14 protein-coding genes are annotated in these 16381 nt (G+C 48.6%); 1 reads left to right on the top strand and 13 read right to left on the bottom strand.

Going from position 1 to position 16381, the window contains the following annotated elements; translation table 11 throughout:
* Positions 1 to 59: 59 nt before the first annotated feature.
* The 5 genes from AB1756_09065 to AB1756_09085 form a co-directional block, all read right to left on the bottom strand.
* Complete coding sequence (locus AB1756_09065; protein ID MEW5807479.1) at positions 60 to 512, bottom strand: Hsp20/alpha crystallin family protein; 453 nt, start codon at positions 510 to 512, stop codon at positions 60 to 62.
* A 1-nt stretch (position 513) separates the two neighbouring features.
* Entirely contained in the window at positions 514 to 2439 is a 1926-nt protein-coding gene (gene dnaK, locus AB1756_09070) for a molecular chaperone DnaK (GenBank protein MEW5807480.1), read from the bottom strand.
* A gap of 172 nt (positions 2440 to 2611) precedes the next feature.
* Positions 2612 to 3868 carry a DUF4388 domain-containing protein gene (locus tag AB1756_09075; GenBank protein ID MEW5807481.1) on the bottom strand — a complete coding sequence of 419 codons (1257 nt, stop codon included), beginning with the start codon at positions 3866 to 3868 and terminating at the stop codon, positions 2612 to 2614.
* Between the two features lie 7 nt (positions 3869 to 3875).
* Positions 3876 to 5858 carry a tetratricopeptide repeat protein gene (locus AB1756_09080; protein ID MEW5807482.1) on the bottom strand — a complete coding sequence of 661 codons (1983 nt, stop codon included), beginning with the start codon at positions 5856 to 5858 and terminating at the stop codon, positions 3876 to 3878.
* Positions 5859 to 5897: 39 nt separating this feature from the next.
* Positions 5898 to 6203 carry a DUF1844 domain-containing protein gene (locus AB1756_09085; GenBank protein ID MEW5807483.1) on the bottom strand — a complete coding sequence of 102 codons (306 nt, stop codon included), beginning with the start codon at positions 6201 to 6203 and terminating at the stop codon, positions 5898 to 5900.
* Between the two features lie 139 nt (positions 6204 to 6342).
* Here AB1756_09085 and mazG point away from each other — a divergent pair, with 139 nt between their 5' ends.
* Complete coding sequence (gene mazG, locus AB1756_09090) at positions 6343 to 7125, top strand: nucleoside triphosphate pyrophosphohydrolase (protein ID MEW5807484.1); 783 nt, start codon at positions 6343 to 6345, stop codon at positions 7123 to 7125.
* Here mazG and AB1756_09095 read toward each other — a convergent pair.
* The 8 genes from AB1756_09095 to AB1756_09130 form a co-directional block, all read right to left on the bottom strand.
* Positions 7122 to 8081, bottom strand: coding sequence for an acetyl-CoA carboxylase carboxyltransferase subunit alpha (locus AB1756_09095; protein MEW5807485.1), 960 nt, complete (start codon positions 8079 to 8081; stop codon positions 7122 to 7124). The two genes, mazG and AB1756_09095, sit on opposite strands and share 4 nt — an antisense overlap.
* A gap of 34 nt (positions 8082 to 8115) precedes the next feature.
* Positions 8116 to 10749: a CBS domain-containing protein gene (locus AB1756_09100; protein MEW5807486.1), complete on the bottom strand. Its 2634-nt coding sequence runs from the start codon at positions 10747 to 10749 to the stop codon at positions 8116 to 8118.
* Positions 10750 to 10755: 6 nt separating this feature from the next.
* Positions 10756 to 11652: a site-specific tyrosine recombinase XerD gene (gene xerD / locus AB1756_09105; GenBank protein ID MEW5807487.1), complete on the bottom strand. Its 897-nt coding sequence runs from the start codon at positions 11650 to 11652 to the stop codon at positions 10756 to 10758.
* 70 nt (positions 11653 to 11722) lie between these two features.
* Complete coding sequence (gene dtd, locus AB1756_09110) at positions 11723 to 12163, bottom strand: D-aminoacyl-tRNA deacylase (GenBank protein ID MEW5807488.1); 441 nt, start codon at positions 12161 to 12163, stop codon at positions 11723 to 11725.
* Positions 12164 to 12200: 37 nt separating this feature from the next.
* A complete protein-coding gene (locus AB1756_09115; GenBank protein MEW5807489.1) occupies positions 12201 to 13226 on the bottom strand; it encodes a DUF4340 domain-containing protein in 1026 nt (341 codons plus the stop codon).
* On the bottom strand, positions 13205 to 14812 hold the full coding sequence (locus tag AB1756_09120) for a Gldg family protein (GenBank protein MEW5807490.1): 1608 nt from the start codon (positions 14810 to 14812) through the stop codon (positions 13205 to 13207). Before AB1756_09120 ends, AB1756_09115 begins: the two co-directional genes overlap by 22 nt.
* Before the next feature lies 1 nt (position 14813).
* Positions 14814 to 15599 (bottom strand): ABC transporter permease, encoded by a 786-nt coding sequence (locus AB1756_09125; GenBank protein ID MEW5807491.1) that lies wholly within the window; start codon positions 15597 to 15599, stop codon positions 14814 to 14816.
* Positions 15596 to 16339 carry an ATP-binding cassette domain-containing protein gene (locus AB1756_09130; GenBank protein MEW5807492.1) on the bottom strand — a complete coding sequence of 248 codons (744 nt, stop codon included), beginning with the start codon at positions 16337 to 16339 and terminating at the stop codon, positions 15596 to 15598. Before AB1756_09130 ends, AB1756_09125 begins: the two co-directional genes overlap by 4 nt.
* Positions 16340 to 16381 lie beyond the last annotated feature (42 nt).

The following is a 16381-nucleotide window of genomic DNA, read 5'->3' on the forward strand; positions in this document are numbered from 1 at the left end:
TTATTATACCACCAAGGAAAGCAAGGCCATACAATTTCTCGTGGAATCTGAGGGATTGTTCAGGATCCGCTGACCCTAACTTTGATCTTCTTCGGTTTTGATTCTTCTTTCTTTGGAAGGAAGATGTTGAGGACACCATTCTTGAACGAGGCACATACTTTTTCTGTCTCAACTCCAGGAGGCAGCATGAAGGTTCTCGAGAAGACTCCATAAGCTCTCTCAATGCGATGGTAACTTCCCCCTTTCGTCTCGCGGTCCATCTTTCTGTCGCCACTCACGGTCAGCGCACTTTGCGAGATGCTGATATCGATGTCATTCTCACGGATCCCCGGAAGCTCGATGCTGATCGTGGCGCCTTGTTCGTCATCATAGAAGTCAGCTAGCGGAGACCACCCGGAATAAATGTCTCCTCCACCAAGATCCGTATGGGATAGCGCTGCCTCGAAAAGTCTGTTCATTCTCTCCTGAATGGAAAGCAGGTCCTTAAAAGGGTCCCATTTTACGATTGGCATGTTATCTCCTCTTGTTCTCATCTACATCAACGAATTCCGCATCGATGACGCCGTCGTCCTTTTTTCCGGAAGGACCTTTCTGTTCGCTCGCTTCGAACCCTCCCTGCGCCGTCGTGGTCTGTGATCTGGAAGCTTGCTGATAGATGATTTCTGCAAGCTTGTGAGATGCTTTCGTCAGTCTCTCCATTGCCAGGTTGATCTTCTCCGTTCCCCCGGTTTCCATCACTTTCTTCAAGTCGTCGCATGCCTCCCGGATCGTTCTGGCTTCCGCTTCAGGTATCTTGTCCTTGTGCTCATCCAATAGCTTTTCAGTCTGATAGACTAGCGCGTCAGCACGGTTTCTCACTTCCACTTCTTCCCTTCTCTTCTTGTCTTCTTCAGCGTGACTGGTCGCCTCCTTGACCATCTTCTCCACCTCTTCCTTGGAGAGACCGCTCGATGCCGTGATCGTGATCTTCTGGTCCTTTCCGGTTCCCAGGTCTTTGGCGGTCACATCCAGGATGCCATTGGCATCGATATCAAAGGTCACTTCTATCTGTGGAACCCCTCTGGGAGCTGGCATTATCCCCACCAGGTGGAATCTGCCGAGGGTCTTATTGTCCTTGGCCATTTCACGTTCGCCCTGCAGGACATGAATCTCTACGGACGTCTGATTATCGGCTGCCGTGGAGAAGATTTCACCCTTTCTCGTAGGAATCGTTGTGTTTCGCTGGATCAATCTAGTGAAAACCCCACCGAGCGTCTCGATTCCGAGAGAGAGCGGAGTTACATCTAGAAGAAGGATGTCCTTGATGTCTCCACCGAGGACGCCTGCCTGAATAGCCGCACCGATCGCGACGACCTCGTCCGGATTGACTCCCTTATGGGGATCCTTTCCGAAGAGGTCCTTCACGATCTGCTGGACTTTTGGGATCCTCGTGGATCCACCCACGAGAACGACTTCATCGATCTGTCTTGGGGATAATCCTGCATCGGATAGAGCCTGATTGCAGGGAGGGATCAACTTCTGAAAAATATCTTCAACCAGCTGTTCGAACTTTGTCCTCGTCAGCTTCATGCTCAGGTGCTTAGGCCCTGAAGCGTCGGCAGTGATGAAGGGAAGATTGATCTCGGTTTCCATCAATGTCGAAAGCTCGATCTTCGCCTTCTCAGCAGCCTCTTTGAGCCTCTGAAGAGCCATCTTGTCTTTGCTAAGATCGATCCCCTGATCTTTTTTATACTCGCTGATTATCCACTCCACGAGCCTCTGGTCCAGGTCGTCCCCGCCGAGATGCGTATCTCCGTTCGTAGATTTTACTTCAACGAGTCCTTCCCCTACTTCGAGAATGGAGATATCAAAGGTGCCGCCGCCAAAGTCGAAAACAGCAATCGTCTCGTCCTTCTTCTTGTCCAGGCCGTAGGCCAGCGCTGCGGCAGTGGGTTCGTTTACGATCCTCTCGACAGTCAACCCTGCTATCTTTCCGGCATCCTTCGTAGCCTGTCTCTGAGAATCATTGAAATAAGCGGGAACAGTGATGACGGCCCTTTCGACCTTTTCTCCCAGATACTCTTCGGCGGCCTGTCTCAACTTCTGAAGGATCATGGCGGAAATCTCAGGCGGAGAGTGCTTCCTATTTTTCACTTCCACCCAGGCATCCCCATTCTCAGCAATGATCACTTTGAACGGAACCATTTTTATCTCTGCTCCCACCTCGCTGTACTTTCTTCCCATGAACCTCTTTATGGAAAAAATGGTATTTTCCGGATTCGTGATGGCCTGCCTCTTGGCTATCTGACCAACCAGCCTCTCTGCCTTGTCGGTAAAAGCCACTATGGAAGGAGTTAGCCGGCTCCCCTCCGGGTTTGTGATGACAGAAGCCTCCCCCCCCTCCATGATGGCTACTACAGAATTCGTCGTCCCTAAATCTATCCCGATGATCTTGCTCATCTCTTCCTCCCTGTATCAAAGAATGATAAAAAACCCGACTTTATATAAGATGATAGTTGAAACCTGTCAAGGCACGACGATTAAATAACGGCTTACTCCTCCAATCCAACATGAGCCACCCTCAGTCTATGCAGAATCCATCTGGAAAGTCAGTGGATGTCCATAAAAATGTTTACGTCCCGATCTCCCCCTCTTCCCGAAAGCTTTGAATGATTACCTTTTGGATGGAGGAAAAGTTATTGATGATCATGAGGTCCTCATCGGGTTCGCCTGAACCGTTAAGCCCCCAGAGCCTGTAAGCATCGTCGAAAAGCACGTAGCGGTAACTATTCCCCCAGGGGTCCATGAGATGACTTTCCCTTAGGTAGCCCGCACGCACCAGCTCTTCCAGTTCGGCTGGGAACTTTCTCTTATTAAAGTAGTATATCTTCAAAGCTTTATCTATAGTACCTAGTTTCGTCTTGCTCGTGTATTTCAGGATCTCATGATGATACAGGTTTCCTGAAGTCAAGATGTTCTTTCCGGGAGAAACCAGAGGAATAAAAATGATGGAGATCACGGTCATAAAGACCAGAGCAAAGAGAAAGAGCCAGTTGGTTCCACCTTCAATCTTGGTGCCGGCAGTGCTTTTCTCTCTTTCGGATTGAGCTTCGGCGACTTTGATAAGATTCCGGTTCAGGAGTTCATAGAGGATCCTGGACGTCTCGAACTCTCCCAAGTCAGACTTGATGGCGATCTCTTCAACGGAGGATCTTCCATCAAGGAAATTATATATGAGGGCTTCACTGGGGCTCAGCTTGATTCTCGAGGTTTCCCCTTCCTTCCCGAAGCCAAAATCGATGTCCTCGTTTAAGATTGATTCCGAATTCTCCATTGCCACAACATCTTCTCTAAGGACTTTTTCGAAGATCATATCTTTGGACTTTATCTTCCTTTCGATCATCTGGAGTTCATCACTCATCCGGGCGCATTCCATCATGATGCTTTCAGCAGAAATGGGGCTAAAGTTCTCGCGATCGTATTCCAGTCTTTCATCCTGATCGAAGTCATAGTCTCCGTCTTTCCAGAGGAAGATCCTGTAAGCGATCATCTTCACCTGACGTGTGAGCGCTTCTCTCAGTTCATCTCTTTTGATGAAACCTTCTGAAACCATGATGTGGCCGAGTCTTTGCAGGGTCTTTCTCTGTATCGCGAGGGCTTTTTCGAGTTGACGAGTGGATATCTTTCCATTCTTGATCAGAACCTGCCCGAGTCTTTCCTCGAGTTCCCTCTGGGATGTATCTGCCCAGACGATATATCCATTTAGGAAAGATACTGTGATCAGCTCTTCTGCACTTTTCACTCTCAATATTCCTGACTTCCTCTGCAGGGAGATGAGCTGGAAAATGTCGGCCATGCTGAAATCTTTCAATGTCCCTTTTAAAGCCATTAGCCTGCTATTCCCTCCTGAAAAGAATGTTCCAGTTCCCAATCAACCAGCTTGAGGCAATCGTTAGACCGGCAAACGCGATCGATAGCATGGAAACGGGATTAGCGCTGGGTTCCAGACTTGTGATGACGTACCTCAAGAACAGGAGCCAGGTAATCCCGAAGAGCCAAAAGAACGTGATGATGTAGGAAACAAGTAGTTTCCCTCTTGCGTTTTGAGCAACACCCGGAAAGAAGATTGAAGAGATAAGCAGGTTCTTTCTCTTCCTGTTTTCATAGATCTCGATCTCCATCATCTTCCTGGCTTTGGCTTCCGGCTCGAGTCCGTCCATCTTGACGAAGAGATGAAGGCATTGCGTGCAGTGCGTGGAGCTATCGCTGTAAATCCTGCATTTTTGGCAGAATGGTTTGCCGCAGCGGACGCAGGAAGTCACCCATGGTTTCTCTGCGAATGATAAGATCATGAAAAGAAAAAGAGATGCTGCCGAGAGAGCGGAAAGCATGTTGAGAAACAGGAATGCTGGGTTCTTTCCCTTTTCAGGATCCCGGAAGCCATCCTGGAGGATCTTACCGTTCCCGAGCGCTCTCTTCCATATCCCAGGGACTCTGATCATGGCATCTATTACTTCCGCGCCGTGGTTGGTCGATCTCCTGCTGGCCATCAAGGAGGACACTTCTGCGCTATCAAGGGCTTTTGCCCTGGCGATGCTTTCCTCAGCCTCCTTGAAATGGAAAAGTTCCGACTGCGCCAGACTCATGTTGTAATAGGCCAGAATGAAGTCTGGTTTCTTTCCGATTGCCTTCCGATAATTTGCAATGGCCTCAGGATACTGTTCAAACAGGAAGAAGATGTTGCCTATGTTGTTGTAAGCACCAAATAAATCGGGATTGATTTGCAGGCATTCCATGTAATGGTCGTAGGCTTCTCGGTAATAGCCTCCCTTCTTGTAGTGATCAGCAATCAGGAAATGGAAGGTCGGGTCGCCGGTGTGATTCTTGATCTGCTCGCTCAGGCCAATGATGATCTGTGGATCGTAATTTCCGGAAATGGAATCAACGATCACCCGGTTCTCTTCATTAGTAGCAGCATCAAAAAGTGAACGCGTGATCTTTAATCCGGGAATGGCAAAAAAAAGGAAGAAAAACAGCAAGATGCACACGATCCGCTCTTTATTTTTCATGTACCGGAACATGATCAAGGGCCAGTAGATGATGAAGAAAATGCCTCCCAGAATGCTAAGGAAGGGAGCAAGAAGAACGGCCCATCCTGCTGCTATTACAGTAGATTCTGTCATGCGACCTGTGAGATGCTCATAGATCTCGTGTCTCAACAGCTTATTGTATTTAAGTAACATGGAGATGGAAAAGAATGCGAAGAAGAAAGAAAGAGACAAGATAATCAGCAGGAGAAAGTATGCCAGGATGATGATCCTTACCCAGAAATTCTCAAAATGGATAAAGAGACCCTTGATGAATTCTCCCAGCAACTTCATCATCCCCGACCCGTTCTTCCAGTGCGTCCTTGCAAGTTCGAATCTTGCCTGGGGAAACGAGGAATCAAAATATTTCGCAAGCTCGAAGCTATTCCTTGCTTTTTCAAAATTACCTTCCTTGAAATAATTACTTCCCTCAAAATTCAGAGCACGTGCTATCAAAGGAATCTTCTGTATCCCCTCCTGCTGACAGAAGGATTTCAGAAGGTCCATTTGTTTTTCTGCATCCTCCATGCGGTTTGCCAGAAGGAAGGCCTTTCTCTTGAACCAGAAGAAGTTGATCCTGTTCTCAAAGTTCTCAAAATCGAAGCTCTTGAGTCCAGCCGACATCTCGAGATGTCCTGCGGAGGAGATATCAGTGGTCATGCCAGGATCGGAGGTGATGGCATCTTTCTCCTGAAGAGAAGCGGAAAGAAGGAGGGTAAGAGAAAATACTGGAATGGCTGTAGAAAGAACGAGTAGGATCTTAAGGAAGTCTTTCCAGTTGTGAAAGGTCATAGAGCCTTAAGATAAGGATGAGATTTCATCAGCCAAGGTTCAATTCTTTACTTCTTTCGATTTCGTCACGTATCTTATCCGCAGGTCATAGAGGATATTCTCGATCAATTCGCTCTCGGAAGCACTGAGATTTCCTTTCGATTTCTCTTTGAGCATGCAGAGGATGTCGATAGCCTGCTTGGCAGCCTCGAGATCCAGCTTACTCTCACCGGTGATAGGATTCTGAGCCTCTCCGAGCGAAACAAGAGCCTGAGCGCTCATGGAGAGAACGAAGGAGGAGAAGTCAATCGTGGAAGTTTCTTTCCACTTTTGCTTGTCGTCCGATGGGCTTCCGTTGCCGCTCATGATGGTCACCCCTTTTTATTGTCATTGTGAAATTTAACACCCCTTCATCCTAAATGCAATATAAATGAATGGCTTGATTAAACTGATGTTGAAAGCACCACTACGATTGTTTAGAATGTAACGGAAATTCAATGAGAAGATGATGAGAAAGGCGGATTTTCAGGAGCTCGTCCACATTATGGAACGATTGCGTGAACCTGGAGGTTGTCCATGGGACCGGGAACAGACGCTGGAGACGCTGAAGGATTTTCTCATAGAAGAAGCCTATGAGGTGCTGGAAGCGATCAACAACAGGGATCTCGCTCATCTCAAGGAGGAACTCGGTGACCTCCTCTACCAGATTCTGTTCATTTCGAGAATCGCCGAGGAGGAGAATCAGTTTGATATACATGATGTCGTATCAGGAATCGCCGATAAAATGAAGAGAAGGCATCCCCACGTTTTTGGAACGGAGGATCTCAGAACAGCGGAACATGTTCTCGAGAGATGGGAAGAGATCAAGATGGAGGAGAAGAATGGGCATGTAAACTCTTCGACGCTGGCCGGGATTCCAGCTGCCCTGCCCGCCCTTCAGAAAGCGAAGAGGATTTCCGAGAAGGTCGCTCGCGTCGGCTTCGACTGGGAGACTGTCACAGATATAATGGAGAAACTGAACGAAGAGGTATCTGAGCTATCCGATTCAATCCAACATGAAGATTTTTCACGATCAGAAGAGGAGATTGGAGATCTTCTCTTCGTCATCGTCAATGTGGGAAGGAGGCTCGGTATAGATCCGGAAGTGGCCCTCCAGCGCTCTAACATGAAATTCATCAAAAGGTTCGAGTACGTGGAGAAAGAGCTTAAATCGAGAGGGAAGAAACCTTCCAGTAGCACTCTGGAAGAAATGGAATATCTATGGAAGGAGGCCAAGAAGTATGATTAGAGGAAACTTCCCCACTCGGAGATCTTCCCCATCCTTCTGAATTTTTCGTAACGCTTTCTGATTCTTTCCTCTGGATCCATATCAATAAGTTCTCTCAGCTGCCTGATGAAATACTGGTCCAGGGTATCTGCCATTCTCCTGAGATCGCTGTGTGCCCCGCCGGGCCCTTCCGGTATGATCTCATCGATGACACCGAGCTCCCTGAGGTCCTGAGATGTTATCTTCATGCTCTTCGCAGCGACTTTTGCCTTCGTCTGATCACGGTATAGGATAGCAGCACACCCTTCCGGGCTGATGACCGAGTATATGGCAAACTCAAGCATATTGATAACGTCTCCCACGCCAAGGGCAAGCGCTCCGCCGCTTCCCCCTTCCCCTGTCACGGTTATGATTAACGGGACCTTCAGCCTTGCCATTTCCCTAAGGTTGTATGCGATGGCTTCCGCTTGCCCTCTCTCTTCGGCGCCGATCCCGGGATAGGCACCAGGAGTATCGATAAAGGTGAATATAGGTCTTCCAAACTTCTCCGCGATCTTCATGATCCGGATTGCCTTACGGTAACCCTCTGGTTTGGGCATTCCGAAATTCCTGAAGATCTTCTCTTTTGTGTCCCGGCCCTTCTGATGCCCAACCACGGCTACTGGGATGCCTCTATAGAAAGCAAGTCCTCCAACAATCGCCGGGTCATCGGCAAATTTCCTATCGCCGTGGATCTCCACGAAATCCACGAAGAGATGGCCGATGTAATCGCGAGTGTAAGGTCTTCGGGGATGCCTTGCAACAAGCGTCTTCTGCCAGGGAGTAAGGTTGGAGTAAATCTCCGCTCTCACAACGTCGAGCTTCTTCCTGAGTCTTTGAAGTTCTCTCTCTTTGGCTTCATCACCGGTGAAGCCGGAGAGTTCCTCGATCCGTTTCTCCAGTTCTAAGATCGGTTGCTCAAAGTTTTCTTCTTCCATTTTTATAACATTTAAACGAAATGGGGAGATAGTGTCAAGTTTTTTGTGATTTTTTAATGAGATGCTTTGCAAGAGCGAGTTCATCTCTGCGGCTCTTCACCTTGCCATCAACCTTTGCGAGGAGCACTAAATTGAAGATCCTGGAGTACTCCGGACCTGGCAAGAGCCCCAGCGCTTTCAGGTCGTTTCCATCGATCTCCAGATCAAGGTTGCGGAAATGGAGGAGGAATTTTGTAAGGCTTTTCTTTAGCTCTATTCTTTCGGTTCTGGCGATGACAAACAGGATGATCTCGAGGGGAAGATTGCGGACGGAAGAGAAGATATCACTCGTTCTGATACTTTCTTTCTTGCGGATGGACAACATGAGCTGATGGATCCTTTCCTTGTATCCCACCAGGACCTCCCTGTGTTTGCTATTCAGGCTCAACCTCTGAGCGATCTTTATCCTTCCTTCCTCATCGATGGAATCGGCAAGGGCCATTAGATAGATCAACCAGTTTTCCGGCTTCTCTCCTCTGTACAGGAGACGGTACCAGGAGAGAACCTCCTCGATGCGCTCCAGGAAGGCAATGAGTGACTTCGTCAGTTTGATCTCACGGGAGATGAAGTCGAGGAGGTGGAAGGAATCCATCATCCTGACTGCCTTGACCGGATGCTCATCATCGAAGAGGAGTTGAAGCTCCTTCGTGATCCTGCGGCCAGAGAGCCGTTCAAAGATTCCCTTGCGGGAGGCCACCTCGATGAGATGCTGCGTCTCTTTGGCAAGCTCGAAGCCTAGTCTTGTGGCAAATCGTATGGCTCTGTAAGCCCGGGTCGGATCCTCGATGAAGCTAAGGCTATGGATGACCCGAATCATCCCTTCCCGCAGGTCTCTCCTCCCTCCGAAGTAATCGACTAGCATCCCGTACTCTCTTCTGTTGATCTTGATGGCCAGAGCGTTAATCGTGAAGTCTCTGCGATAGAGATCCTGCCGGATCATCCCTCTCTCGATGGTGGGAAGCGCAGCCGGATACTCGTAGTATTCCGTCCTTGCAGAGGCGATATCGATCTTGAGATGATTGTCGATGATGACAACGGCCGTCTGGAATTTGGCCGTCGCCCTGGCTCTACCCTTCAAGGCCTTTGCAAGCTGTCTTGCGTATTTTATGCCGTTTCCCTCGACTACCAGATCGATGTCGATATTCTCCTCGTCCAGTATCAGGTCTCTCACTATCCCGCCGACGAGGTATACATCAAGAGCGCTCTTATCGGCCGTTTCTCCAGCTACTTTAAGGATGCGGGAGACTTTTTTGGGAAGTCTCTTATCCATCATTGGTCTGAGGTCTTCCGTGAAGACTCCTCCCTCGCCTCGGGAGGGAAGTTTCCCTTTCTTCACCTGTTCCTCATAAAGGTTCCTGAAGAGAGCCATCCTCGTAATTATCCCGCGGACATCGTCGGGGCTTTTCCCGATGAGAACGAAACGGAGATTCTTCTCTATCATTACCTTCTGGACTTCCGAGAGATCCGCCTCTTCGGGAAGTATCTCGAGCGTGTCGAGCATGATTTCCCTGACAGTCGTCTTTCCCATTCCATGATAGATCGCTGTATCAATCATCTGTCTGGTGACGGCTCCCACGACTCTCCCCTTCTCGGTCAACGGAAAGGCATTGACCCTAGACCGATTCATAAACTCCAGGGCTTTCTCGATAGCGATGCTGGATGGAGCGCTGAAGACAACCTTCGACATAATGTCCCCGGCACGTATGGCTGGAGAAAGAAGTCTTTCGATTACTCCCAGGAGTCTATCTCTCGCCTCAACGAGCGTCATGTCCTTGATAGTCGCCGATGATGCAGAAGCATGACCGCCACCACCGAAAGCCTCTGCTACCTTGCCTGCGTTAAGCGATGGGATCTTGCTCCTGCCGATCAGGAAGATTCGATCTTCCATCTCAATTAGGGTATAGAAGTGTACGATGTTCTCTGAAGCGCAGTACTGGTGGACTACAAGGGCGGCATCGGGGATGTACCTCTCTTTTCGCACCATGGAGATCGTGACATCTTCGCCTTTGATGTGGAAGGTTCTGGAAGAGGTGATGAGGTCGTTGTAGAGGATGATCTGCTCTGAACTCAAACCTCTCTTGAGCGCAGATGAGACAACCCTCAGATCGGCACCGCATCCAAGAAGAAAGCCTACCGCCGTGAGGTCCTCAGGCGTCGTTGTCGGAAAGAGGAGAAAACCGGTATCCTCGTAAATTCCTATCGCCATCAAGGTCGCTTCCTTCGGCTCTATAGGGATCTTCTTATCTCTCAACATCTTCGTCACGATGGTGGTTGTCGAACCAACGGGAAGAATATGCTTCATGCCACGCTTATCCGCCAGGCCTGCATCTGGATGATGATCGATGAATTCTAAGTCCAGATTGTGTTTATGTCTGATGAAATCGGTCAGGCTACCTAGACGTTCTATGTTTTGAGTATCGACCAGGATGACTTTCCTGACACTGGAAGGATCAAGGAGTTTCAACTTCATTTCCTGAAGGTGGAAATAGCCGCTCTTCAGAAAATCCCTTACGGCCGGCTCTTTGGAGCCTGGGAAGACGATCTCCGCCTCAGGGTATATCTTCCTGACGCCGATCATGGCGCCGATGCAATCAAAATCGGCATTAAGATGTGTCGTTATGATTATCATGAGAACTTAAGCCCTAGGGTGAAAATCTCTGAAAATCTTCTTGAGCCTCTCACGGCTGATGTGCGTGTAGATTTGAGTCGTGGATATGTCCGAATGGCCAAGCATCATCTGAACGGACCTCAGATCCGCACCGTGAGCGAGGAGGTGTGTGGCAAAGGAATGTCTCACCGTATGCGGACTCAACGGTTTCGTTATCCCAGCCTGTCTCGCATATTTCTTGATGATCTTCCAGAAACCCTGCCGGGTCATCTTCCCTCCCCTGCTGTTCAGGAAGAGAAAAGGGCTTGCCCTTTTATTAAGGAAATGCCTGCGTCCCTGAGAAAGATAAATCCTTAAAATAGCGGTGCAGGTATCCCCTATCGGCACGATCCTTTCTTTGGAGCCTTTCCCCATGCATGTGAGGAAACCGGCGTCGATCTTTACATCCTTCAACTCGAGCGAGATGATCTCACTCGCTCTCAAACCGGTGGCATATAGAGTTTCGAGCATCGCCTTATCTCTCAGTTCAGAGGGGTTTGTCATGGCCGGTGCATTCAGTAGTTTCTCGATCTCCTCATAGTTCAGAAACTCTGGAAGATGTTTCCACGTTTTGGGATTCTCGATGTTTACCGTTGGATTATCCTTAATGATCTGCTCCGAGATTAGGAATTTATAGAATTGTCGCAGAGAAACTAGCCAGCGCGCGATGCTACGGGAGGAGAGACCCGATTCCTTCATCCTTCTCATGATTTTGAGCAGATCTTCCCGGCTCGCATCTCCGAGGCTCCTCCGAGATTTTTTTAACTCTTCTGCAGCTTTTGCGATATCCGAAACGTAGGATGAGACTGTGTTGTGCGAGAGCCCTTTCTCGGAGACAAGAAAATCTGCATAGATTCGAACGAAAGAGTTCTTTCCCTCACTCATACTATTGCAATTCTATATGATTATCAGCTATTTATAAACGATATATTTTGTGCCATCGATGTCGGAGATTCTATTTAGGGTCGATAAGAAAAGTGACGGGACCATCGTTGATGAGCTCTACCTCCATCTTTTCCTGGAATCTGCCAGAGGCCACGTTGATTCCAGATTCTCTGAGTCTGTCAATGAAAATTTCATAGAGGAGCCTTGCTTTATCCGGTGGGGCGGCTCCATCGAAGCTCGGTCTGTTTCCCTTTCGCGTCTTCGCCGCCAGCGTGAATTGAGAGACGACGAGGATCTCACCATCTACCTCTTTGATAGCGAGGTTCATCTTTCCATTCTCGTCCTCGAATATCCGGAAGCTCGCAACCTTATCAGCGAAGTAGAGTGCATCTTTAGAAGTATCCTGCTGTTCCACGCCTATGAAGATTAGAAGCCCTTTCCCTATCCGGGCAACGCATTCCCCTGAAACCCGGACCAGAGCCGACTTAACTCTCTGCACCAGAACCTTCATAACAAACTTCTTGCCGTTCTCAGGGGATCGATGCGAATCATTGCTTCTTCTCCATTTCCATCGAAGATTTCACAGGAAGATTTTCTGTGGATGAAGGAGATTTAATAAAGTCTTGAGCTTTAAAGTTAAGGTCATCGAGGATGCTTCTCCTGACCGAAAAAACTCCGGGACGCTCCGCTCTCTTTGCATAGACGAATTCTCTATCGCTTCCAGCTTCCTTCCGCTCATTTCCGAGGAGGAGAGTCTGCTCACCTTCATCCGTCCTCAAACTGACGCGGGCCACGGGCTCTTCAAGTCCATAGACACTCAGATCTGAAGGATTCACCTCGTGAAAGGCTTCGATCCATAAGGAGCATATCCTTCTCAGCATATTCTCTACTTTTTCTCTATCTGCACTGGATTTATCAGGGGCCGTCACCTCCCATTCCGTCAGATTTCTCTCCAGTTTTATCGTCTCTCCAGATCGCTGCAAGACGAAACATTTCACGCTCTCGAATACTATGTCGAATGCATTCTTGTCCCGGAAGTGATCGGAGTCTCTGTCCAGACGAAAGACAAGCGATCCATGAACCAGGTATATCCTCGGATCTCCTTCCACTGCAAGATATCTTCCCTCGCCTATAGGGCTTCTTCGCCCGACTTTCATTGTCTTCGAAGCCTGTCCTCTGATATCGAGTTGCACCGAAAGCTCCGGAGCGTCCAGCCCGTATTTTTTCAGGTTGCCGGAATTTTCTTCCACAATTCTGTCAAACTTAAAGGAACCGAGATAGGAGATGAGAGATGATATCTCGCCTGAATCGGCTTTATCGGAGATTGGCTGCTCTATGAACCATGCATCATCATTATTTCCTCTTGAGAGAACTATCCTTCTTTCTCCTTTCAGGATCGTGAGCCGCTGAAAGTTCCCCTCGTCCAGAGCCAGGAGTCTCTGGCTTTCTCCCTTGATCTTTTTTTCCTTCTCCCTCCTGGGAAGCTCGAAGAAGTAAAGGAAGAAGAGGAGGAACACAAGGAGAATGAAAAGTATGATGGTCGTTCCATATCTCAAAGATTTCTTCTCCACCACCAGACAAGGACCCCTGCTATGAGAAGAAGCTCTGGAAAAAGAAGGACGGAAAGTTTGAAGATAGTTCTGTAATCTCTGTCGGTCAGATCCAGTCTTGATGCCCTCAAGGTTCCAGTTCTAACGGAGATAAGATCTTCCGTGCCGGAGAGCCAGTTGACAACATTAATGAAGAAGTCACAGTTGTTATATTTATCGTAATGGGTGTTGATGACGAAGTCAGAATCCCCCATCACCACCAGCCTCATCTCATCCTTGCTTTGAGCCTCTTCGGGTTCAATCCTTTCTGCGGCTTCTCCCTTCGATTTACCCGGGAATGATGCCTTCTCTTCGGCTTCTATTTTCTTCGAAGCCGTTGCCACGACGGACAGAGGGCCGGTCTTATCTTTTGAGCTTGTGTTGAGAACTCCTCTCTCGAAGATGCTGGCAACGTCTGCGGCTGCGAAAGCGGAGGAAGAAGTCGTGGCGATCTCGTCAAGCGTTACTGAATAATCGCCAAAAGAAGGAATAAAGGAAACGGACCTTGCCTGAGGCAGCATTATCATCTCTTTGAAGTCGTGTGTTATGGGGTGTCTTGCAAAATCTTTGATGATTGGATCGAGCCCCAGGCGCGAACCGAAGAAAGGGATTTCCTGCCTGTCCACGATCACATCTTCGCCTACAGAAAGGCCCCAATCCGAGGCAAGCTTTTCGAGCCCAGTCTGCATGGTCGGATCCAGAAGAATGAAGACTCTTCCGCCTTCATTGAGAAAGTCGTCGATGAGCCTGATTTCGTAGTCGAAGAAACTCTTTCTGGGTCCAGAGACAACGAGTACGGAACAGCCATCGGGGACCCGTTGAGCCGTCGAGAGCAGGATCTTCTCCACTTTGTAATTCTCGAATTCAAGCATCTTGCGGATGTAGAGGTATCCATCAGCCTCGCCGGAATCCAAGTCATGTTCACCATGACCTTCCGTGAAGTAGATTATCTTAGGGTTCTTCTGGGATACTTTGATCAGGGAGTTCGTGATTCCAGACTCATCGATCTGTACGGTAAGCGTCTCCTGTTCCCCAGATCTGATTACAAGGACCTTGTCCTGTTTGACCCCATACTTATCGCTCAGTTGCGGATCTCTTTCCGGATCGATGAACTCAAAGCTGATCCTTCCAGAGTAACGCTGATAATTCTTAAGCAGATCTTTAAGTTTTTCCTTCTCCGGATCCCCGGATCTGAAGAAGGCGAGAATAGACACATCTTCCTTTAGAGACCTCACGACTTTTGTAGTCTGGTCGGAGAGCGAATGAATCTTGGCTTCCGTTAGGTCCCATCGCCGGCTGAACCCCCCTGCAATGAAATTTATGATGACGATTGCTGCAATGAGGGCAAGCACCTGTATCGTGATGTTGGCTCCCATGGCGGAGCGCCTACTCTTCAATGACTCGCGGATGGCACCAAGATTATAGGCAATGAAAAAGATCAGGAGGACAACACCCAGGACGGCGTGGGTTAATATCCAGATGTTGAATTCATCGATGATAAAGTAATTGATGATGCAGAAGACAAGAAGGATGACACCGGCAAGCCCCGAGAACTGTGCGAGCGCTTTCATCTTATCTTCCCCTCTGAATGTCGATGGATTCCTTTGTCAAAAAGATGCTGACGATGATGATGGAGATGAAGTAGATGATATCTTTGGTATCAATGGTCCCTTTTACGAATCCGGTGATGTGGGATGAAACAGAGAGATAGGAAAGGATCGCCCCCAGTCTTCCGCCGACAGCCTCGGAAGGCCAATCAATGACGAAAAGCATCAGCATAATGATGAAGCTTCCTATAGCTGCGACGATCTGGTTTTCCGTCATGGAAGAAACAAAGAGACCAATGGAAAGGAAGGCAATCAGCGCGAGCCAGATGCCCAGGTAGCCCGTGAAGAGTGGCCCCTTTTCGGGGTCTCCGTAGAGTGCAAGAATACCCATATAGATAAAGGTGAGAAGGATCAGGATAGTTCCCATCAGCAATGCCGCTATGAATTTGGCAGCAACCAACTGGCCGGTCGTGATGGGCGATGTGAGGAGAAGCTCTTCAGTCCTCTGCTTCTTCTCCTCAGAGAAAGTCCTCATGCTTAGCAGCGGCGTGATGAAGAGAAAGATGACCAGCATGTTCCTCAGAAGAGGCGAGGCGATCATGTCGTTGAGGTTGACCTGTTCAAGAAGCTCGGCATTCCCGTAGATCTGAGAAAGGTAGGTGTAATTCGCGAGCAGGAGGCTGAATTGGGAGACGAGATTGAAAAAGAAATAGCCCGTCAGGATGAGAAAGCCAGTCAGGACGACGTAAGCAGTGGGAGAATAGAAATATGATTTCATCTCTTTTATGATCAGGATGAAGACTTTCATCATATCCTCTGCTCTCTTTCTTCTTCCCCTCGCTCCTCCGCAATTAGTTTCAGAAAGACATCCTCGAGGCTTTCTTTTGCACCTGAGGTCAGATTCTCCAAAGTGTCCTGAACTACGATCTTTCCCCTGTTGATGATGATGACCCTCCCGCAGGTCATGGAAACTTCGGGAAGGATATGCGTACTCAGGAGGATTGTATGTTCCCGCGCAAAAGACCTGATCAGCTCACGGATCTCTCGTATCTGCTGCGGATCAAGGCCGGCAGTCGGTTCATCGAAGATAAGGACTTCAGGATTGTGGATTATACCGTTTGCTATAGCAACCCTCTGCCTGTATCCCCTGGATAGGTTTCCAATCAGCCTTTTGCGCACCTGGCCGAGAAAGCATCTTTCCATCGCACGGCTCTTTTCTCGTTTAAGAGCTTTTCCGTAAAGACCTTTCAATCTCCCCATGAATCCCAGAAAATCATCCACTGTCTTGTCGAGATAGAGAGGCGGATTCTCCGGCACGTAACCGATCCTTCTCCTGACTTCCAGAGGATTCCTGACGACATCAAAGCCTGCTACTCTTGCATTGCCGGACGATGGAAGGAGGTATGTCGAAAGAATCCGCATGGTTGTTGTCTTCCCTGCCCCGTTCGGGCCCAGGAATCCTACGATCTCTCCCTTCCCGATGGTGAAGGAGATATCGTCGATGGCGGCATAGTCGCCAAAATATTTTTTCAGCTTAACTACTTCGATCATGATACATACCGATAAAAAACTTATTATATTCTACATCAAAGA

The sequence above is a fragment of the Acidobacteriota bacterium genome (genome assembly GCA_040752675.1).
Classification (GTDB): Bacteria; Acidobacteriota; Polarisedimenticolia; order JBFMGF01; family JBFMGF01; genus JBFMGF01.